This window comes from Pseudomonas sp. YY-1 (assembly GCF_002843095.1).
GTDB classification, from domain to species: Bacteria; Pseudomonadota; Gammaproteobacteria; order Pseudomonadales; family Pseudomonadaceae; genus Aquipseudomonas; species Aquipseudomonas sediminis_A.
Genome location: NZ_PJLX01000002.1, coordinates 453,646 through 473,904, shown reverse-complemented (window position 1 = coordinate 473,904; position 20,259 = coordinate 453,646). Strand labels below are relative to the sequence as shown.

Below are 20,259 nucleotides of genomic sequence, written 5' to 3'. Positions count from 1 at the left end.
ACGCGTATCCACTGCATGGCGTAAACTGCCACGCCATGAGCCAGACCATTGCCCATACCCAACTGCCCACCGAACCCGAGATCAGTTGCAGCACCTGCGCAGCCTGCTGCTGCCAACTGGAAGTGATGCTGATCGGCGACACCGGCGTGCCACAACGCTACATCGAGACCGACGCCTGGGGCGGTGAGGTCATGCGCCGCCTGGACGACGGCTGGTGCATAGCGCTCGATCGCGACAGCATGCGCTGCACCATCTATGCACAGCGCCCGCTGATCTGCCGCGAGTTCGAACTCGGCGCCGCCGAATGCCTGGAAGAACGCCGCGGCATCGCCACCGCCTATAGCCAGTAACATCTTATGTATGAATTTTAATGTTGAGTAAGTGCATTTCTATAAATACATAACGATCAACCATGAAGGAACACCCTGGCTCAACACCGAGCCATTTCAGTGCACCAGCACCAATCCAGTGCGTTACTCGGTCGCACTTCATGGCTTGATATCAAAAAAACAGAATAAAAGCGTATTTATTATTAATTAGTCGAATCCATCGCCGTCCCGCACACTTTCGGTGCTCTTTCCTTCGCCCCCGCCACGCTCTCGCGAACCCACCAACAGCCCGTTCCGAGCGACAGGAGAGACATGCCTGAAATTCTCAGCAAGACGGATTCATTATGGCTACCCTTGCGACTGCCCCCCATTATTACAACTACGAAATCGTTCGCCGCTTCACCCTCACAACCCTGTTCTGGGGCATCCTCGGAATGGGCATGGGTGTATTCATCGCGGCCCAACTGGTCTGGCCGGAATTGAACTTCGGTATTCCATGGCTCAGCTTCGGACGTATCCGCCCCGTCCACACCAATCTGGTGATCTTCGCCTTCGGCGGCGGCGCGCTGTTCGCCACCTCGTTCTACGTGCTGCAACGTACCTGTCGAGTACGGATCATCTCCGACGGCCTGGCCAACTTCCTGTTCTGGGGCTGGCAGGCAGCCGTGCTGGCGATGATCGTCAGCTATCCGCTGGGCATCACCTCCTCCAAGGAATATGCCGAGATGGAGTGGCCGATCGCCTTGTGGGTCACCCTGTTGTGGGTGATCTACGCCTACCTGTTCTTCGGCACCATCGCTCGCCGCCAGGTGCGCCACATCTACGTGGGCAACTGGTTCTACGGTGCATTCATCATCGTCACGGGCATGGTGCATGTGGTCAACCACATCGCCGAACCAGTCTCGCTGCTCAAGTCCTACTCGGTGTACTCCGGCGCCACCGATGCAATGATCCAGTGGTGGTACGGCCATAGCGTGGTCGGCTTCATCCTCTCGGTAGGCTTCCTGGGGATGATGTATTACTTCGTGCCCAAGCAGGCCGAGCGGCCGATCTATTCCTATCGCCTGTCCATCGTGCACTTCTGGGCGATCATCACCCTGTATATCTGGGCCGGCCCGCATCACCTGCACTACACCGCTCTGCCGGACTGGGCGCAAACCCTCGGCATGGCCATGTCGGTCATCCTCCTGGCGCCAAGCTGGGGCGGCATGATCAACGGCATGATGAGCCTGTCCGGCGCCTGGCATAAGCTGCGCACCGATCCGATCCTGCGCTTTCTGGTCGTTTCGCTGGCCTTCTACGGCATGAGCACCTTCGAAGGCCCGATGATGGCCATCAAGACGGTCAACGCGCTTTCCCATTACACCGACTGGACCATCGGCCACGTACACGCAGGAGCATTGGGCTGGGTGGCGATGATCTCCATCGGCGCGCTCTACCACATGCTGCCCAAGCTCTATGGCCGCACGCAGATGCATAGCGTCGGCCTGATCAATGCGCACTTCTGGCTGGCGACCATCGGCACCGTGCTGTACATCGCCTCGATGTGGGTCAACGGCATCACCCAGGGCCTGATGTGGCGCGCGGTGAACGAGGACGGCACGCTGACCTACTCCTTCGTCGAGGCGCTGGAAGCCAGCCACCCCGGCTATGTCGTGCGCCTGCTTGGCGGGGCGGTCTTCGCCAGCGGCATGCTGCTGATGGCCTGGAACACCTGGCTGACGGTACGCAGCGGCGAACGCATCGATGCTGTGCCCTCCACCCCGAATGTTGGAGCCGCCGCCCATGCCTGACGCCCTGATCCTGCCGGTTCTCGCCACGCTTGGTTGCCTGCTCGGTTGCTGGTTGAATTGTCGCATTCCGTCGACGCTCGACCAGGCCAGCCTGCTGCCCTTCGCCGACGATCCAGAAGCGGCGGCGCGCATGACGCAAGCCACGGGTCGCCCTTGCAAGGTCACCACACAGCCACTCGAAGAAGAGCCCGGCAATCCGACCGAAGAGTCTCTGCTCGCTTGACGTTCCTTCGCCCACGGACGGGCGTCCAGAAGTGCCGCTTGCGGCACCCTCAGGGCTTTTCAGCAGTGAAGGGCCCTCTTTTTTGACCGGATACCATGAACACACCATCACGCCTGCACCAATGGTGCATCGCCTTTCTCCCCGAGGCTTCACACACGCGGCCACGCGAATGGCTGCGCGCGGCACTCGGCGCCAGCCTGGGTTTTGTCTTCACCACCTGGCTATGCGGCCAGCTTTTCGGCCCGCAGCTGGCCGTGCACTTCTCCGGCCCGCTGGCCGCCTCGGCGGTACTGCTGTTCGCCGTCTCTTCGGGCGCACTGGCGCAACCCTGGTCGATCCTCGGCAGCTATCTGTGCGCCACGCTGGTCGGTGTGCTGGTCGGTCATCTGCTCGATCACAGCCTGCTTGGCGCCGCCCTGGCGATAGGTCTGAGCCTTTTGCTGATGTGCCCGCTGCGTTGCCTGCACCCGCCAGGCGGTGCCATCGCCTTCTGCGTCGTATTCGCGCCCGTGGCACCGGGCATACCCGCCTGGCACCCGGCCATGACGGTGGTGATCGCCGCGCTGGGCCTGCTGAGCAGTGCTCTGATCTATAACAACCTCACCGGCATGCGCTACCCGCGCCAGACTGCGCCAGCAGCCGATGCACACCATACCCGCGACCCGTTGCCCGGCGAGCGCGTGGGCATCCGCGATACCGACCTCGACCAGGCGCTCGACGAACTCGGCGCCTTCGTCGACGTGACTCGCGAAGACCTGGCGATGATCGTCAAAAGCACCGAGCGCTATGCGCTGCGCCGCAGCATGGGCGATATCCGTGCCGGCCAGGTGATGTCACGCGACCTGATCTGCGCCACGCCGGGCACCAGCATCAAACAGGGCCTGCACCTGCTGCGCCACCACCACCTCAAGGCGCTACCAATCCTCGACCATAATCAGCAACTGGTCGGCATCGTCAGCCTCAGCGACCTGATCGCCCCTTTGCATCACCGCCCGGCCAAGCGCCTTGGCCTATTCAAACGACGCCCTCGCCCGCGCCTGGGGGAGCTGATGAGCAGCCCGGTACGCTGCACCGATGTCGATACGCACGTCGTCGACCTGATTGGGGTGTTATCTGATCGCGGCCTGCACTGCCTGCCGGTGCTGGAGAACGAAAAGCTGGTGGGGATCATCACCCAGACCGACGTGATTGCGGCGTTGCAACGAGATCTGTTGGCCCACTTCGATTGAGGCGGCGACCTACTGCGATCCAAGCTCGCTCCCCCTAATGCGGCTGCTCATCGAAAAGTGCCAGAGCAGCCCTTACACTACCCGTCTGCCCGCTTGCTGAGCACCGCCACGACATGGACATCGATCTGACCCGCACCTTTCTGGAAATCGTTCGCAGCGGCAGCTTCATCGCCGCCGCCGAACGCCTGCACGTTACCCAGACAGCCGTCACGGCGCGCATCCAGAAGCTCGAAGGTCACCTCAACTGCACGCTGTTCGTACGCAACCGAGCCGGGGCCAAGCTGACGGCCGACGGCGAAGCCTTCGTCGCCTATGCCAACCAGATACTGCAAACCTGGGAGGCGGCGCAGCGCGACCTGCCCCTGCCGGATGGCTATCACAACGTCATCCACGTCGGCGGTGAAGTCAGCCTGTGCAACCCGCTGATGCTGCGCTGGGTCAGTCGCATCCGTGCGCACATCGACCAGTACGCCGTGCACACCCATATCGGCGACGGCCAGGAACTGCTGCGTCAACTGGAACTGGGCGTGCTGGATGCCGCCCTGGTGTATCAGCCAAACTACTGGCCGGGCATGCAGGTAGAGCAGTTGCTGGAAGAAAAATTGATCCTGGTGCGTGCGAAGAATCCCGAACCCTACGTGTATGTCGACTGGGGCGAAGCCTTCCGCCTGCAACACGACAGCGCGCTGCCGGATCGGGCCAAGGCGCCGGTGTCCTTCAACCTCGGGCCGCTGGCCCTGCAGTACATCCTCGAACACGGCGGCTCTGGCTACTTCCGCACGCGAGTGGTGCAGAGCTACCTGGACAAGAAGGTGCTCAAACGCGTACCCCGTGCGCCCGAGTTCAGCTACCCGACCTACCTGGTATATTCCCGGGAGCGCGACTCGGCAGTGCTGCAGCAGTCGTTCGATCTGCTGCGCGAGATCATTGCCGAAGACACCGACTGGTCGCAGCGCTGGGACCCAATGATCTGAGCACCACCTGAAACGAAATCGCCCCTCGTAGAGGGGCGATTTCTTCACAGTGCCGCGACGGCTGCTTAAAAACTCATGCGGTAATGCACGGTGTAGGCTTCGGCGCCATCGTTGGGCTTCTTCAGACCGGCGTTGGAATAGTGGATAGCCCGCAGGCCGATTTCCTGCCCAGCGAAACGCAGGCCTACACCGATGCGATCTTCGAACTGGAAGGACGAACCCAGCTCGTTGCTTTCCAGCTCGGTGCTGGAAAACGCAGCAACGCCGATGCCGGCTTCGATGTAGGGGCGAACGTTCTGCCCGGCGAACTCGTAAACGAATACCGGGGCGAAGGACAGGCTGTGGTTGCTCGCCGTGTCATCGCCATCCCAATAGGTGTAGCCCAGGTCCCAATAACCCGTCAGACGGCCGTAGCTGCTTTCCAGCCAGCTATGGTTCCAGTCCCACTGCGCGCCCAAACGGTAAACCATGGTGGAATCGCCACTCTGACCAATAGCCGCGGTTACATCCGCAGCCTGCGCAGCACCCAGGGCCCCGAACGAGAACGCAGTGGCTGCAGCAAAGGCATACAACTTCTTCATGAGTCATTCCTTTATAGCGAGAGGTTTTTATTAGGCTCGTTGCAAAAATATAGAAGTAATCGATATCAGAGAACGCCTAATTTGAAAAAGATTCACTATATTGAACGAACTTCGGCCTCTTCACTCAGCAAAATCGGCAATACGCGGCAAAGCTGTGCAGTTTTCCCGCTACTCCAATAGCGAGTGGCCTGAGCGGGCTCGGTTGCCAGCATCTCGTGCTGAGCAAGCAAACGCTGCAGCTGCCGCGCCACAGCCGCGCCGGTATCGATCAAGCTCACCGAGGCCGGCACCAGCTCGCTCAGCAACGGACGCAGGAAGGGGTAATGCGTGCAGCCGAGAATCAGCGTGTCACAGCCCTCGGCTAACAGCGGCGTGACATAACCTTGCAGCAACTCTCGCGTGGCGGGCGCCTGTAGCTCGCCCGCTTCGATGCATTCCACCAGGCCCGGACAGGGCTGAGTGATCACCCGCACGTCATTGGCGAAGCGATCGAGCAGCGCGGCGAACTTGGCGCTCTTGAGCGTACCGGTGGTTGCCAGCACGCCGACCACGCCACTGCGGGTCGCCGCCGCAGCCGGTTTCACCGCAGGCTCCATGCCGACGATGGGCAGTTGTGGATAACGTGCGCGCAGCTCAGCGCCAGCAGCGGCCGTAGCCGTATTGCAGGCCAGCACCAGGGCCTTGGCGCCCTGCGCCAGCAAGTGCTCGGTGATCACAACGCAGCGTTCGCGAATGTACTCCGGGCTTTTCTCGCCATAGGGCACATGGCCGCTGTCGGCGACATAGAGCAGCGTTTCGTTGGGCAGCAATTGACGAATCTCGCGCAGCACCGACAGGCCGCCAACGCCCGAGTCGAAAACGCCGATCGGCGCGTTACTGGGCATCGCCACAAACACCGCAGGCCGGATCGCGCTTGACCCGCAACTCGCGAAAACGTGTGCCCAGCGCGTCGATCAGCAGCAGGCGGCCCACCAGCGGCTCGCCAAAAACGGCCAACAGCTTGAGCGCCTCCAGTGCCTGCAGGCTACCGACCAGGCCAACCAGCGGCCCGACCACACCGGCCTCGCTGCAGGTCAGCTCGGCTTCGCTACCGTGGCCGTACAGGCAGTGATAGCAGGGGCTGGCTTCATTGCGCGGGTCGAACACCGACAGTTGCCCTTCCAGGCGGATCGCAGCACCGGAGACCAGCGGTTTGCCGGCCGCGACGCAGGCGGCATTGACCGCCTCGCGGGTGGAGAAATTATCCGAGCAGTCCAGCACCAGATCGACACCACTGACCGCGGCGGCCAGCGAATCGGCGTCCAGCGCCTGACGATGCGGCACCAGGGTGACCTGCGGGTTGATCGCCGCCAGACGCGCCATAGCCGAGTCCACCTTGGCCTGGCCGATGCTGGCTGTGTCATGGGCAATCTGCCGTTGCAGGTTGGTCAGATCCACCGTATCGAAGTCAGCCAGGTGCAACTCGCCCACACCGGCGGCCGCCAGGTACAAGGCCACGGGCGAGCCCAGCCCGCCCATGCCGACGATCAGCACACGCCCCTGCTTCAGGCGCAGCTGCCCTTCCACATCGATCTGTTTCAGCAGGATCTGCCGGCTGTAACGCAGCAGTTCATCATCGCTCAGCATCTGATCACTCACGGTCGAAACGTCCCAAACTGATGCGCTCGTGGTCGCCCAGGTCACGCCGGCTCTCGACCTCGACGAAGCCGCCCTCGCTGAGCAAGCTGCGTACGTCCCCGGCTTGATCGAAACCATGCTCCAGCAACAGCCAGCCTCCGGATAGCAGATGGTCCGGCGCGGCCTGGATGATCGCACGAATATCGTCCAGCCCGTCGCAGCCGGCGACCAGAGCGCTGCTCGGCTCGAAGCGCACGTCACCCTGTTCGAGATGCTGGTCGTCCGCGCGGATATAAGGCGGGTTGCTCAGGATCAGGCCATAACGTTGCCCGCTCAGGGCAGAGAACCAATGGCTGTACAAGAACGCTGCGTTAGCCAGTTGCAGGCGCTGACGATTGCGCTCGGCCAGGGCCACGGCGTCCTCGACGCGATCCACGCCGGTCACTTGCCAGGCCGGGCGCTCGCTGGCCAGGGCCAGGGCGATGGCTCCGGTGCCAGTGCCCAGATCGAGCACGGCCAACGGCGCTGCAGGCAGCAGCTCGAGCGCGGTTTCAACCAGCAGCTCGGTGTCCGGACGTGGGATCAGGGTATGTGGTGCCACTTCCAGATCGAGGCTCCAGAAGCCCTGATGACCGAGGATATAAGCGACCGGCTCACCCTCGCGGCGGCGCTGCAGATTCGCCTGGAACAACGCCAGTTGATCGGCCTCCAACTCGCTCTCCGGCCAGGTGCGCAGGTAGCTGCGCGGCTTGTTCAGCGCGGCGGCCAACAGCAGCTCCGCATCCAGCCGCGGTGTGGGCGAGTCGGGCAGGTCAGCGGTGTCGAGCAGGGATTCGATGGTGGCCATATTTCTCTCGTAGCCCGGATGCAATCCGGGAAGTATGTCCCCGGATTGCATCCGGGCTACGGTTCTTGAGCGGCGTAGGGTGAATCACGCCTCATCGATCCACCGAACGGAATGGTGGATGAAAAAGGCGTCATCCACCCTACGAAACTGGTGCGCACGGCGCACCGCAACGAGATCAAGCGAAACTCAATCGCCCAGTGCCGCCAACTGATCAGCCTGGTATTCGGCAAGCAAAGGTTCGATCACCGCTTCCACGCCACCGGCAATAACTTCATTGAGCGAATACAGGGTCAGGTTGATGCGGTGGTCAGTCACCCGGCCCTGCGGGAAGTTGTAGGTGCGGATGCGCTCGGAGCGGTCACCGGAGCCCACCAGCAGCTTGCGCGTTTCGGAGATTTCCTTGTGCGCCGCCGCTTCCTGTTGATCCTGCAGCTTGGCCGCCAGCCAGGCCATGGCCTTGGCGCGGTTCTTGTGCTGCGAGCGCTCTTCCTGACATTCCACCACGGTGCCGGTGGGAATGTGGGTGATGCGGATCGCCGAGTCGGTGGTGTTGACGTGCTGACCACCGGCGCCGGAGCTGCGGTAGGTATCGACGCGCAGATCGGCCGGGTTGATCTCGATGGCGGCCTGTTCGTCCGGCTCCGGCAGCACCGCCACGGTGCAGGCAGAGGTATGGATACGGCCTTGGGATTCGGTCTCCGGCACGCGCTGCACGCGATGTGCGCCGGACTCGAACTTGAGCTTGGCGTAGACGTTGTCGCCCTCGACGCGGGCGATCACTTCCTTGAAGCCGCCGTGCTCGCCCTCGTTGGCCGACAGCACCTCGACCTGCCAGCCCTGCCTCTCGGCATAGCGCGAGTACATGCGGAACAGGTCGCCGGAGAAGATCGCCGCCTCGTCGCCGCCGGTGCCGGCGCGCACTTCCAGATAGACGTTGCGGCCGTCATTGGGGTCTTTCGGCAGCAGCATGCGCTGCAGTTTGTCTTCCAGACCGACCAGCACCTCCTTGGCCTGATCCACTTCCAGCTCGGCCATCTCACGCAGATCTGGGTCGCTGTCCTTGAGCAGTGCCTGGGCACCCTCGAGGTCACTCTGTACCTTGCGCAGCTCGCGGAAGGTGGCGATCACCGGCTCGATCTCGGCGTATTCCTTGGAATAGGCGCGGAACTGCGTCTGCTTGGAAATCACCTCGGCATCGCCGAGCAGCGCCGTGAGTTCCTCGAAGCGGTCGCTGAGGTTGTCCAGCTTGTTCAACAGTGAAGCTTTCATTGCAGACCTTTGTCCTGCGGCGCGCTCTCGTCGAGGGCGAACAATTCCTGGGCCAGGCTGAGCGCGTCGACGCGCCCCTCGGCAGTAAGTTTCTTCATGCGCACGCTGGGCGCGTGCAGCAGCTTGTTGGTCAGGCCTCGCGCCAGTTGCGCCAGCACGTCTTCAGGGTTGCTGCCGTTGGCCAGCATGCGCTGCGCCTTGGCCAGCTCATCGTCGCGCAGGCGCTCGGCCTGCTGACGGTAGGCCTTGAGCACGTCGACCGCGGCCAGCTCACGCAGGCGCTGCATGAAGTCGTCGGTGCCGGCAGCCACCAGTTCCTCGGCAGCCTGCGCTGCACCCTGGCGGCTCTTGAGGTTTTCCTCGATGACTTCGTGCAGGTCATCGACGGTATAGAGGTAGACGTCATCCAGCTCGCCTACCTGCGACTCGATGTCGCGCGGCACGGCGATGTCGACCATAAAGATCGGCTTGTGCTTGCGTTTTTTCAGCGCACTTTCCACCGCACCCTTGCCGAGAATCGGCAGTTGACTAGCGGTGGAGCTGATGACGATGTCGCTGTGCGCCAGTTCGTCGGGAATGTCCGAGAGCAGCACCGCATGGGCGCCGAACTGCTCAGCCAGTTGGCTGGCACGCTCAAGGGTACGGTTGGCGACGACAAGGCGCTTGATGCCTTGGTCGTGCAGATGGCGCGCCACCAGGCTGATGGTCTCGCCGGCGCCGATCAGCAGCGCCTGGCTGCGATGCAGGTCAGCGAAGATCTGTTTGGCCAGACTAACTGCAGCGAAGGCCACGGACACCGGGTTCTCGCCGATGGCGGTGTCGGTGCGCACGGTCTTGGCGGTGCTGAAGGTGGCCTGGAACAGGCGCCCGAGCAATGGCCCGACGGTGCCGGCCTCACGCGCCACGGCGTAGGCGGACTTGAGCTGACCGAGAATCTGCGGCTCGCCCAGTACCATCGAATCCAGCCCGCACGCCACACGCATCATGTGCCGCACCGCGTCATCCTCGCTGTGCACGTAGGCGCAGGCACGCAGTTCGTCGACGCTCAGGCGGTGATAGTCGGCCAGCCACTGCAGCACTTCGTCGCTGCTCAGCTGATCCTGCTCCAGGTACAACTCGCTGCGGTTGCAGGTGGAGAGGATCGCTGCCTCACGGCTGGGCGTCAGCCGACACAGCTGCTGCAACGCCTCGACCAGTTGCTCAGGGGTAAAGGCAACGCGCTCGCGCACCTCTACCGAGGCGGTCTTGTGGTTGATACCGAGGGCGATAAAGGCCATGCAGGGTCGCTGAGGGGCAATACGGGAGCCGGCAATTGTCCTACTTCGCCCCCGAGAGAACAACTCCCGCGACCTATTGTCCCAATAGACAGTTCGCCGCATCGTCCTGGCCAGTGGGCTTGCTCCAAGGCTTGTGTCATGATGCCGCGAACGTCGCAGGGCACGCGCCAGCACGGCCCCCGCCCCGGAATAACGCACGACAAGGCACTATGAACAGACCCCTCGCGTTGCTCACTGCATTCGCCTTCCTCAGCGGCTGCCAAACCTTCGCCCCCAGCGAGCCGGACGGTACGCCGCCGGTACAGGAAGCCGACCAGACCACCCAGCTGGAGCCGAGCGAATACAGCTCGTTCAGCCAGGAAACCCTGTTCGCCCTGCTCACTGCGGAGCTAGCCGGGCAGCGCAATCGCTTCGATATTGCCCTCGGTAACTATGTACAGCAGGCCAACGCCACTGGCGATGCCGGCGTTGCCGAACGCGCCTTCCGCATTGCGGAGTACCTCGGCGCTGAACAGCCCGCGCTCGATAGCGCACTGATCTGGGCCCGTAACGCGCCGAGCAACATCGATGCGCAACGCGCCGCCGCCGTGCAGTTGGCCCGCGCCGGCCGTTACGACGAATCCATGACCTTTATGGAGCAGGTGCTGCAGCGCCAGGGCGACACCCACTTCGATTTCCTCGCCCTGTCCGCCGCGGAAACCGACCCGGACACCCGCGCCGGGCTGCTGCAAGGTTTCGACCGCCTGCTCAGCAAGAACCCGGACAACAGCCAGCTGCTCTTCGGCAAGGCCATCCTGCTGCAACAGGACGGCCGTGCCGAAGAGGCCCTGGAACTGCTCGAAGACAGCGCTGCGAGCACCAACGAGGTGTCGCCGATCCTGCTGCGCGCTCGCCTGCTGCAGAGCCTCGGCCGCGGCAAAGAGGCCATGCCACTGCTGCAGAAAGGCATCCGCAACAACCCCGAAGACAAACGCCTGCGCCTGACCTACGCGCGTCTGCTGGTCGAGCAGGATCGCCTCGACGACGCCAAGGGCGAATTCTCCAAGCTGGTGCAGGAAAACCCCAACGACGACGACCTGCGTTTCTCCCTGGCCCTGGTGTGCCTGGAAGCCGAAGCCTGGGAAGAGGCCATCGTCTATCTGGAAGAGCTGGTCGAGCGCCGCAGCCATGTCGATGCTGCGCACTACAACCTTGGCCGCGCTTATGAGGCACTGAACGACAACGACAGTGCCCTGCAGGAATACGCCCTGGTCGGTCCGAGCAACGACTATCTGCCGGCCCAGCAACGCCAGGCCGAACTGCTGTTCGCCCAACAGCGCATCGACGAAGCCAGCACGCGCCTGGCCCAGGCACGCGACGCGCAGCCCGATTACGCCATCCAGCTGTACCTGATCGAAGCCGAAGGTCTGAGCAATCGCCGCCAGGTCGAGCCGGCCTGGAAAGTGATCAACGAGGGCCTGGAGCAGTATCCCAACGACCTCAACCTGCTCTACACCCGCGCCATGCTCGCGGAAAAGCGCGATGACCTGGCCCAGCTGGAAACCGACCTGCGCTACATCATCCAGCGCGAGCCGGAACACGCCATGGCACTCAATGCCCTCGGCTACACCCTGGCCGACCGCACCACGCGTTATGAAGAAGCGCGCGAGCTGATCGAGAAAGCGCACCAGCTCAACCCGGACGACCCGGCGATTCTCGACAGCCTTGGCTGGGTCAACTACCGCCTGGGCAACCTCGACGAGGCCGAGCGCCTGCTGCGCCAGGCCCTGGAGAAATTCCCCGACCACGAAGTCGCCGCGCACCTGGGCGAAGTGCTCTGGGCCCAGGGCAAACAGCGCGAAGCCAAACGCGTCTGGCGCGACGCCTTCGCCGATGCGCCAGACAGCCCCATTCTGCGTGACACGCTGTTGCGCCTGACCGGTTCCGAGACTCTTTGATGCTTCGTCACCTACTCGTATTCAGCCTTATCGCCCTGCTTGCCGGTTGCGCCGGCCTTACCTCGCGCGAAGCGCTGGAAGGCCAGGGCGACCCGGCCAAATGGAAGGCTCACAAGCAGCAGATCACCCAGCTCGATGGCTGGCAAATCAACGGCAAGATCGGCATTCGCGCCCCGCAAGACTCCGGCAGTGCCACACTGTTCTGGCTGCAGCGCCAGGATTACTACGACATTCGCCTGTCCGGTCCACTCGGTGGCGGTGCCGCCCGCCTGACTGGCCGCCCGGGTGACATCCTGCTGGAAGTGTCCAACCGTGGCCGCTACCGCGCCGAATCGCCGGAAGACCTGCTGCGCGAACAACTGCGCCTGGACCTGCCGGTGTCCAACCTGCTCTGGTGGATTCGCGGCCTGCCCGCCCCGGAAAGCCGCAGCCGCATCACCCTCGATGGCGAAAGCCACCTGGCGCAGCTGGAGCAGGACGGCTGGAAGGTCGAATACCAACGCTACACCGAGCAGAACGGCTACGCCCTGCCGGAGCGCCTGAAGCTCTACGGCCAAAACCTGGAAGTGACCCTGGTGATCAAGGACTGGCAGCCGCGTCAGCTCGGCCAATAAGCCAGCGGCACAACCTGTGGGAGGGGCTTCAGCCGCGACAGCTTGCCCAGCGCCTCCCATAGCACGCAGCCGCGTGGATAGGCCACGCGGCGGACCACTCCCTCTCCCATTTATGGGAGAGGGCCGGGGAGAGGGTGATTTGCCGCCCCTCTCCCCCGCCCCTCTCCCGCAAGCGGGAGAGGGGAGACAAGCCCCTAACACGACTCTTCAGCGCACCCCATGACCAACACCGCCATCCCCGCCCACGCCGAACTGATCCTGCCCGCCCCCGCCAAGCTCAACCTGATGCTGCATATCCTCGGCCGTCGCGCCGACGGCTATCACGAGCTGCAGACCCTGTTTCAGTTTCTCGACCACGGCGACGAGCTTGGCTTCAGCGTCCGCCAGGATGGCGAAATCCGCCTGCATACGCCTATCGACGGCGTGCCACATGACAGCAACCTGATCGTGCGCGCCGCCAGGCGTTTGCAGGAAGCGTCAGGCACCGCGCTGGGCGCCGATATCTGGTTGGACAAACGCCTGCCCATGGGCGGCGGCATCGGCGGCGGCAGTTCGGACGCTGCCACCACCCTGCTCGGCCTCGACTATCTGTGGAACACCCAATTGGGCGAAGATCGCCTGGCCGAACTGGGTCTGGCCCTGGGCGCCGATGTGCCGGTATTCGTGCGCGGTCGTGCGGCCTTTGCCGAGGGTGTTGGCGAGCGCCTGACGCCCGTCGAACTGGAGGAACCCTGGTTCCTCGTCGCCGCACCGCAAGTCTTTGTAAGCACAGCAGAAGTTTTCGGCTCGCCCGAGTTGACACGGGATACGCCGCCCATTAAAGTTCGCAGCCTTCTTGCGGGGGGTGGTCGAAACGACTGCCAGCCGGTCGTAGAGAAGCGTTACCCTGAAGTTCGTAACGCTTTGATCTTGTTGAACAAATTTGTTCAGGCTAGATTGACCGGCACTGGAGCTTGCATATTTGGGAGCTTCCCAAATAGGGACGATGCTGATAAAGTCGCCCGCCAACTTCCAGGCACTCTGCCGAGTTTTGTCGCTCAAGGTCGCAACATTTCGATGCTGCACCGCAGGCTCCAAGCATTGGCCAAGAAGTGAATGCTCAGCATTCGGTTATACGATACAGGGGCGTCGCCAAGCGGTAAGGCACCAGGTTTTGATCCTGGCATGCGTTGGTTCGAATCCAGCCGCCCCTGCCATAACCTCCTCCGGGAGGCATCGCAAACCGAGTCAAGCAGCATTCGATACTGAATATAGGGGCGTCGCCAAGCGGTAAGGCACCAGGTTTTGATCCTGGCATGCGTTGGTTCGAATCCAGCCGCCCCTGCCATTTTCCATACCCATCCAGGTATACCCCCAGCCGGCAGGTACTGCGCGTGTCCAAGATGATGGTCTTCACGGGGAACGCAAACCCCGATCTGGCGCGACGGATCGTTCGTCAGCTGCACATTCCCCTCGGCGATGCGTCGGTCGGTAAGTTCTCCGACGGCGAAATCATGATCGAAATCAACGAAAACGTCCGCGGTAAGGACGTCTTCCTGATTCAGCCGACCTGTGCACCCACCAACGATAACCTGATGGAACTGGTCGTGATGGCTGATGCCTTCCGCCGTTCCTCGGCGACTCGCATCACCGCAGTCATTCCCTACTTCGGCTACGCCCGTCAGGATCGCCGCCCGCGTTCTGCACGTGTGGCGATCAGCGCCAAGGTAGTGGCCGACATGCTCACCGTGGTCGGTATCGACCGCGTGCTGACCGTCGACCTGCACGCTGACCAGATCCAGGGCTTCTTCGACATTCCGGTGGACAACATCTACGGCTCCCCGGTCCTGGTCGACGACATCGAAGACCAGCGCTTCGACAACCTGATGATCGTCTCCCCCGATATCGGCGGCGTCGTTCGTGCCCGCGCCGTGGCCAAGAGCCTGGGCGTCGATCTGGCGATCATCGACAAGCGTCGTGAGAAAGCCAACCAGTCCGAAGTGATGCACATCATCGGTGATGTCGAAGGCCGTACCTGCATCCTCGTCGACGACATGGTCGACACCGCCGGTACCCTGTGCCACGCCGCCAAAGCGCTGAAAGAGCGCGGTGCCGCCAAGGTCTACGCCTACTGCACCCACCCGGTGCTGTCCGGCCGCGCCATCGAGAACATTGAAAATTCGTCGCTGGACGAGCTGGTGGTCACCAACACCATCCCGCTGTCCGCTGCAGCGCAGTCTTGCTCGCGTATTCGCCAGCTCGACATCGCCCCGGTCGTCGCCGAAGCGGTTCGCCGCATCAGCAATGAAGAATCGATCAGCGCGATGTTCCGCTAAGGAACCCGCTGACGTTAAGCGCCCCGCCTCGTGCGGGGCTTTTTGCCCTACCGCCCGAGGCTGGTCGCAAGCCATAAGGCGGTTTGGTTATTTTGGAGAAGTGAAATGACTGTTGAATTTGCCCTGAATGCCGAAGTGCGTTCCGACCTGGGGAAAGGTGCGAGCCGCCGCCTGCGTCGTAACGTGTCCATGGTGCCTGCCGTGATCTACGGTGGCGACAAAGCCCCGCAATCCATCAGCCTGCTGGCCAAAGACCTGGCCAAGCTGCTGGAAAACGAAGCTGCCTTCAGCCACGTCCTGAGCCTGGACGTTGCCGGCACCAAAGAAAACGTACTGATCAAAGCCCTGCAGCGCCACCCGGCCAAAGGCTTCGTTCTGCACGCTGACTTCGTTCGCGTCGTTGCCGGCCAGAAACTGACCGCCCACGTACCGCTGCACTTCATCAACGAAGCCAGCTCCGTTGGCGTCAAGCAAGGCGGCGGCGAAGTTCTGCACGCCCTGAACGAAGTCGAAGTTTCCTGCCTGCCGAAAGACCTGCCGGAATTCATCGAAGTCGACATGGCTGCCGTCGCTGTTGACCAGACCGTTCACCTGTCCGACATCAAGCTGCCGAAAGGCGTTGAGCTGGTTGCTCTGGCCCACGGCAGTGACCTGCCGGTAGCCAGCATCCACCTGCCGCGCGTTCGTGAAGAAGCTGCCGGCGAAGGCGCTGCCGAGTAATCGTCAGTAGCTGGCCCGGCATGCGATCACGCCGGGCCATGTTCACGAAAGGGCTCCTGTATGACTGCCGTACAACTGATCGTTGGCCTGGGTAACCCCGGCCCCGAATACGACCAGACCCGGCACAATGCAGGGGCCCTTTTCGTTGAGCGCGTGGCAGCCAGCCAGCGCGCCAACCTCTCCGTAGATCGCAAATATTTCGGCCTGGTGGGCAAGTTCGTCCATCAGGGGCGCGAAGTTCGTCTGCTCATCCCCACCACCTACATGAACCGCAGCGGCCAGTCCGTGGCGGCCTTGGCCAATTTCTTCAAGCTCAAGCCTGAAGAGATCCTGGTGGCTCACGACGAACTCGACATGCCACCCGGCGTCGCCAAGCTCAAACAGGGCGGCGGCCACGGCGGGCACAACGGCCTGCGCGACATCATCGCCCAGCTCGGTAACCAGAATAACTTCCATCGCCTGCGGCTCGGCATTGGCCACCCAGGGCACGCCAGCCTGGTATCCGGCTACGTGCTCGGACGCGCCCCACGCAGCGAACAGGAATTGCTCGACAAGAGCATCGACTTCGCCTTGGACGTCCTGCCGGAAATACTCGCCGGCGACTGGACCGTGGCCATGCGCAAACTGCATAGCCAGAAGGCCACCAAGTAACCACCTTTCCCCCGAGGGACACATCATGGGATTCAACTGCGGCATCGTCGGCCTGCCCAACGTCGGCAAGTCCACCCTGTTCAACGCCCTCACCAAGTCCGGCATCGCCGCAGAAAACTTCCCCTTCTGCACCATCGAGCCGAACAGCGGCATCGTGCCCATGCCCGACCCGCGCCTGGATGCCCTGGCCGAGATCGTCAAGCCCGAGAAGGTCATCCCCACCACCATGGAATTCGTCGACATCGCCGGCCTGGTAGCGGGCGCGTCGAAAGGTGAAGGCCTGGGCAACAAGTTCCTCGCCAACATCCGCGAGACCGACGCCATCGCCCACGTGGTGCGCTGCTTCGAAGACGAGAACGTCATCCACGTCGCCAACAGCGTCGACCCCAAGCGTGACATCGAGATCATCGACCTCGAACTGATCATGGCCGACCTCGACAGCTGCGAGAAGCAACTGCAGCGCGTGGCTCGTACCGCCAAGGGTGGCGACAAGGAATCCGTGGCGCAGAAGGCACTGCTGGAAAAGCTCATCCCCCACCTCACCGAAGGCAAGCCGGCGCGCAGCCTGCTCAAAGACCTGGGTGACGACGAGAAGCGCCTGGCCAAGACCTTCCACCTGCTCACCACCAAGCCGGTGATGTACATCGCCAACGTCGCCGAAGACGGCTTCGAGAACAACCCGCACCTCGACGTGGTGCAAGCCATCGCCGACGCAGAAGGCGCCATCGTCGTACCGGTGTGCAACAAGATCGAAGCCGAGATCGCCGAACTGGACGATCTCGAAGAAATGCAGATGTTCCTCGAAACCATGGGCATGGAAGAGCCGGGCCTGAACCGCGTGATCCGCGCCGGTTACTCGCTGCTCAACCTGCAGACCTACTTCACCGCAGGCGTGAAGGAAGTACGCGCCTGGACCGTCAAGGTCGGCGCCACCGCCCCGCAGTCGGCAGCAGCGATCCACACCGACTTCGAAAAAGGCTTCATCCGCGCCGAAGTCATCGCCTACAACGACTTCATCCAGTACAAGGGCGAAGCCGGCGCCAAGGAAGCCGGAAAATGGCGCCTGGAAGGCAAGGACTACATCGTCAAAGACGGCGACGTGATGCACTTCCGCTTTAACGTTTGATCGTTGTAAGCAGTGCATAAGCAGAACCCCGCGAAAGCGGGGTTTTGTTGTTTTTGGGGTAGGGAATTGTTGGGTTGGGGCGGCGTGAGATGAGGATTATGAATCCGCTACGAACCGCCCTACTGAGCCAGAAAGCCCCATAAATCGGGGTTTCCAGCCCTCCCCTACGCTGGCTAGACCAGTCCTTTCCAGAAAAGTCGAGGGATGTAGTCACAACCCCTTTCGTTCCTCTAGACTCACTAGTGCATCACCCACTACAAATGGGTATGATCCCAAGCCGTTTCGCCTCACACAAAGCTAACGTTACGACTACTCAAGGATGCAGAATGACTGACACAAAGCCGAGTGGCGAGGCCTCTCCTATCATCCTTCCATCGTCTATTGCCTATCAAAAACGCTTATTTCCTATCGAAATAATAGCGTCGTACCCTAATAACCAGGGCTCTGCTGATCTCGGCATGATAGGTAGTGGCCGTGATGGCAGAGATTACGCCATCAAGACAACCAAGGATGGCCGCGGGCATGTTCCAGCATCTGAAGCTTTCTCTTATGAGCTAGCTCGCCGCCTTTTGATCCCTACACCACCTTATGAGTTTGTATCTCTTCCTGGTGGTGAGATTGCTTTTGGCTCAGTATGGGAGGGCGGTGTACGAAAGCTCAGTGATCAGACACAAATTCTTCAGTTGCTTCAAGGCAATCCTAAAGTTAATGGAATAAAGCGATTCTTTAGCCGTGTATATGCTTTCGATATTTTCATCAACAATGTTGACAGGCATTTTGGTAACTATATTTGGCGGGAAAGCTTTAATAACAACTTGATAGGCCTCGCTTTCGATTTTAGTAGAGCTTGGTTTGAAACCGACCCGTACGGCTTACACGCTTTGGATCTCCAGCAGAATACTGCTCGTTCAAAGCTTGCAATTTCAGTAACTGGAAACTATGACCGTAATGAGGCTCTTAGCTGTTTAAGCGATATAGAAGGCATTGATCGCTCAGAAATTGAAGAAATTCTTTCGAACATTCCTAACGATTGGATGTCGAAGGCGAAGAAGAATGAATATAAAGCTTGGTGGCGCTCAGAAATCTGGCTCACCAGAATTGAAACTATTAGAGGCGTTCTCTAATGCTTAAGTTCGATTATGCCATATTAAAATATATGCCGGATTCTAAGCGCGGAGAGGTCGTAAACTTTGGCCTTGTAATCTATCTTGAAACCGGCCTTGACATCAGAGTATTGTCTTCAGCCGCAAAGCTAAGACTTATTGATGGTGAATCCTCACTAGAAGATATCGAGTCTTTCAAAGACTCCTTAAAGAGCATCTCGTCCTATTGCTCCAACAAAGAAGACCTTCACTCTCTTCTTCAAGTATTCAAAGGCTCCGCTTATGTTTCAGACAGCGGATTCTTTATGATCGACCATATACAACAATACGAATCCAAAGTCCTCAAATTATTTAGCGACCTTGTCAAGCCATACTCAATAAAAGAACGCCAGACTCGCGTATCAAGGATTCACACTATCCTTAAGCACCGCTTTGAATCTATGAACCTACTTGCCAAAGACATTGGTGAGCTCAGTACGCACAAGGTCGTTCATAACTATCCAATCAATGATAAGTCTGGATTTACGGCTGACTTCCTTCTAAAGAATGGAAGATTTCATATCACTGAGGCCATAGACTTTAATGTAAACGATACCAACTCGAAATTTAAAGAAGCAACAATGAAAGTCATGACCTTTATGGAGGGTAAGAAATTCCTTGGAGATGACTCTGCTTGCTACTTTATTTATTCAGCCACAGCTATAAAAGAAAAAGAAATCATTCCCCATTTAAATCTTGCCTCCGACTACAGCGACAAGGTTTTTAACCTTGAATCGAAAGAGGAAGAAACATCCTACTTCAATCTTATTTCAAGCCTCGCAATGAGAGACATGCCTCACTTTCATTAAAACCAAAAGAAATGGCTGTAATGAACCCCCATTACAGTCATTCTTTATTTATCTAAATGAAAGTCCAACTCAGAATTCACCCTTCTACTTGCCCTAACATTGGCAATAACCTTACTTCCGTCCCAAAACGCGCCATTACTCCACTCAACACTAAAGCGCTTCATTGCTCTAGCACGAAAATTTGAACACTCCATCTGCGACCAACTCATAGCATTTGGATTGCATGCCGGGTGCTGAATAAAAATACTGTTGAATATTTGCACCTGAAAACTCCAGTCGACTGGAGGCATTCCTTTCGGATGCACGTAATACGCCGAAGACTCTCCACTCTTTGGCTGTACGTTTGTTCTTTGTGGCACTGACGTTTCTGGAGTTGCGGTAACTTTAGGCTGCTCCCTTGCTGGCTCATCGCTCCAGCTTTTTGGCTCAGCCTTGCCATTCACTACGAAGGCTTCCTTCAATTTCTGAAGGTCTATCGTCACTCCCCATCCTGTTGAATAGAGGTAGATCATCCCGCTTGAGAGCAAAGCTGAAACGGCTATTGCTGCCGCATACGGTCGCCACCTTGCATGGCTGACCTTTCTTTGCGGCCGATCGTGGATATCTACCTTCACTCCCCCTCCTTGGCATCTCTTCGGGCGTACCAGCGCCTAGCTACTTCCTGTGTGATCGCTATCCCGCGTTTGGATTGGCCAAGTTTCGGTTGGCTTCGTCGAATTCGGGGCTGGTCTGGCCTATCTCCGGCGCAATCTCGCCGCTGACCAGCCATAACGAATACTGAGGAAATACCTTCACGACGGCATCTA

At 60.3% G+C, this 20,259-nt stretch carries 21 protein-coding genes and 2 tRNA genes; 16 read left to right on the top strand and 7 right to left on the bottom strand.

What is annotated here, in order from left to right:
* Positions 1–35 precede the first annotated feature (35 nt).
* From CXP40_RS04945 to CXP40_RS04925, 5 genes are all read left to right on the top strand, one after another.
* Positions 36–350: a YkgJ family cysteine cluster protein gene (locus CXP40_RS04945; RefSeq protein ID WP_106732865.1), complete on the top strand. Its 315-nt coding sequence runs from the start codon at positions 36–38 to the stop codon at positions 348–350.
* A 323-nt stretch (positions 351–673) separates the two neighbouring features.
* On the top strand, positions 674–2,122 hold the full coding sequence (gene ccoN / locus CXP40_RS04940; protein ID WP_106732864.1) for a cytochrome-c oxidase, cbb3-type subunit I: 1,449 nt from the start codon (positions 674–676) through the stop codon (positions 2,120–2,122).
* Positions 2,115–2,345, top strand: coding sequence for a hypothetical protein (locus CXP40_RS04935; RefSeq protein WP_106732863.1), 231 nt, complete (start codon positions 2,115–2,117; stop codon positions 2,343–2,345). Before ccoN ends, CXP40_RS04935 begins: the two co-directional genes overlap by 8 nt.
* A 95-nt stretch (positions 2,346–2,440) precedes the next feature.
* Positions 2,441–3,574 (top strand): HPP family protein, encoded by a 1,134-nt coding sequence (locus CXP40_RS04930; protein WP_106732862.1) that lies wholly within the window; start codon positions 2,441–2,443, stop codon positions 3,572–3,574.
* A 113-nt stretch (positions 3,575–3,687) separates the two neighbouring features.
* The gene (locus tag CXP40_RS04925; RefSeq protein WP_106732861.1) at positions 3,688–4,548 is read left to right on the top strand and encodes a LysR family transcriptional regulator; all 861 of its coding nucleotides are present in this window, start codon (positions 3,688–3,690) and stop codon (positions 4,546–4,548) included.
* 65 nt (positions 4,549–4,613) lie between these two features.
* Here CXP40_RS04925 and CXP40_RS04920 read toward each other — a convergent pair whose 3' ends face one another.
* The 6 genes from CXP40_RS04920 to hemA form a co-directional block, all read right to left on the bottom strand.
* Positions 4,614–5,129, bottom strand: a complete 516-nt coding sequence (locus tag CXP40_RS04920; RefSeq protein ID WP_106732860.1) for an acyloxyacyl hydrolase — start codon at positions 5,127–5,129, stop codon at positions 4,614–4,616.
* A 95-nt stretch (positions 5,130–5,224) separates the two neighbouring features.
* On the bottom strand, positions 5,225–6,013 hold the full coding sequence (murI, locus tag CXP40_RS04915; RefSeq protein ID WP_106732859.1) for a glutamate racemase: 789 nt from the start codon (positions 6,011–6,013) through the stop codon (positions 5,225–5,227).
* Positions 6,003–6,755 (bottom strand): molybdopterin-synthase adenylyltransferase MoeB, encoded by a 753-nt coding sequence (locus CXP40_RS04910; protein ID WP_106732858.1) that lies wholly within the window; start codon positions 6,753–6,755, stop codon positions 6,003–6,005. Before CXP40_RS04910 ends, murI begins: the two co-directional genes overlap by 11 nt.
* A gap of 4 nt (positions 6,756–6,759) precedes the next feature.
* Positions 6,760–7,593, bottom strand: coding sequence for a peptide chain release factor N(5)-glutamine methyltransferase (prmC, locus tag CXP40_RS04905; protein ID WP_106732857.1), 834 nt, complete (start codon positions 7,591–7,593; stop codon positions 6,760–6,762).
* A gap of 186 nt (positions 7,594–7,779) precedes the next feature.
* Positions 7,780–8,862 carry a peptide chain release factor 1 gene (gene prfA, locus CXP40_RS04900; RefSeq protein WP_106732856.1) on the bottom strand — a complete coding sequence of 361 codons (1,083 nt, stop codon included), beginning with the start codon at positions 8,860–8,862 and terminating at the stop codon, positions 7,780–7,782.
* Complete coding sequence (hemA, locus tag CXP40_RS04895; RefSeq protein WP_106732855.1) at positions 8,859–10,139, bottom strand: glutamyl-tRNA reductase; 1,281 nt, start codon at positions 10,137–10,139, stop codon at positions 8,859–8,861. Before hemA ends, prfA begins: the two co-directional genes overlap by 4 nt.
* A 209-nt stretch (positions 10,140–10,348) precedes the next feature.
* Between hemA and CXP40_RS04890 the strand changes: the two genes are divergently transcribed.
* The 11 genes from CXP40_RS04890 (at position 10,349) to CXP40_RS04845 (ending at position 19,453) form a co-directional block, all read left to right on the top strand.
* The gene (locus CXP40_RS04890; RefSeq protein WP_106732854.1) at positions 10,349–12,076 is read left to right on the top strand and encodes a tetratricopeptide repeat protein; all 1,728 of its coding nucleotides are present in this window, start codon (positions 10,349–10,351) and stop codon (positions 12,074–12,076) included.
* Positions 12,073–12,690 carry a lipoprotein insertase outer membrane protein LolB gene (gene lolB, locus CXP40_RS04885; protein WP_106732853.1) on the top strand — a complete coding sequence of 206 codons (618 nt, stop codon included), beginning with the start codon at positions 12,073–12,075 and terminating at the stop codon, positions 12,688–12,690. The genes CXP40_RS04890 and lolB overlap by 4 nt, the downstream gene beginning before the upstream one ends.
* A 219-nt stretch (positions 12,691–12,909) precedes the next feature.
* Positions 12,910–13,785: a 4-(cytidine 5'-diphospho)-2-C-methyl-D-erythritol kinase gene (gene ispE, locus CXP40_RS04880; RefSeq protein ID WP_106732852.1), complete on the top strand. Its 876-nt coding sequence runs from the start codon at positions 12,910–12,912 to the stop codon at positions 13,783–13,785.
* Between the two features lie 26 nt (positions 13,786–13,811).
* Positions 13,812–13,886, top strand: a tRNA-Gln gene (locus CXP40_RS04875).
* Positions 13,887–13,942: 56 nt separating this feature from the next.
* Positions 13,943–14,017, top strand: a tRNA-Gln gene (locus CXP40_RS04870).
* Between the two features lie 46 nt (positions 14,018–14,063).
* Positions 14,064–15,005, top strand: a complete 942-nt coding sequence (locus tag CXP40_RS04865) for a ribose-phosphate pyrophosphokinase (protein WP_106732851.1) — start codon at positions 14,064–14,066, stop codon at positions 15,003–15,005.
* A gap of 105 nt (positions 15,006–15,110) precedes the next feature.
* Positions 15,111–15,725, top strand: a complete 615-nt coding sequence (locus CXP40_RS04860; protein ID WP_099522359.1) for a 50S ribosomal protein L25/general stress protein Ctc — start codon at positions 15,111–15,113, stop codon at positions 15,723–15,725.
* Positions 15,726–15,785: 60 nt separating this feature from the next.
* Positions 15,786–16,376, top strand: a complete 591-nt coding sequence (gene pth / locus CXP40_RS04855; protein ID WP_106732850.1) for an aminoacyl-tRNA hydrolase — start codon at positions 15,786–15,788, stop codon at positions 16,374–16,376.
* A gap of 25 nt (positions 16,377–16,401) precedes the next feature.
* Positions 16,402–17,502 carry a redox-regulated ATPase YchF gene (gene ychF, locus CXP40_RS04850; RefSeq protein ID WP_106732849.1) on the top strand — a complete coding sequence of 367 codons (1,101 nt, stop codon included), beginning with the start codon at positions 16,402–16,404 and terminating at the stop codon, positions 17,500–17,502.
* A 326-nt stretch (positions 17,503–17,828) separates the two neighbouring features.
* Positions 17,829–18,626: a HipA family kinase gene (locus CXP40_RS23630; RefSeq protein WP_157831679.1), complete on the top strand. Its 798-nt coding sequence runs from the start codon at positions 17,829–17,831 to the stop codon at positions 18,624–18,626.
* Positions 18,626–19,453, top strand: a complete 828-nt coding sequence (locus tag CXP40_RS04845) for a DUF3037 domain-containing protein (protein WP_106732848.1) — start codon at positions 18,626–18,628, stop codon at positions 19,451–19,453. Before CXP40_RS23630 ends, CXP40_RS04845 begins: the two co-directional genes overlap by 1 nt.
* 44 nt (positions 19,454–19,497) lie before the next feature.
* Here CXP40_RS04845 and CXP40_RS23625 read toward each other — a convergent pair whose 3' ends face one another.
* Positions 19,498–20,067, bottom strand: coding sequence for a hypothetical protein (locus tag CXP40_RS23625; RefSeq protein WP_157831678.1), 570 nt, complete (start codon positions 20,065–20,067; stop codon positions 19,498–19,500).
* Positions 20,068–20,259 lie beyond the last annotated feature (192 nt).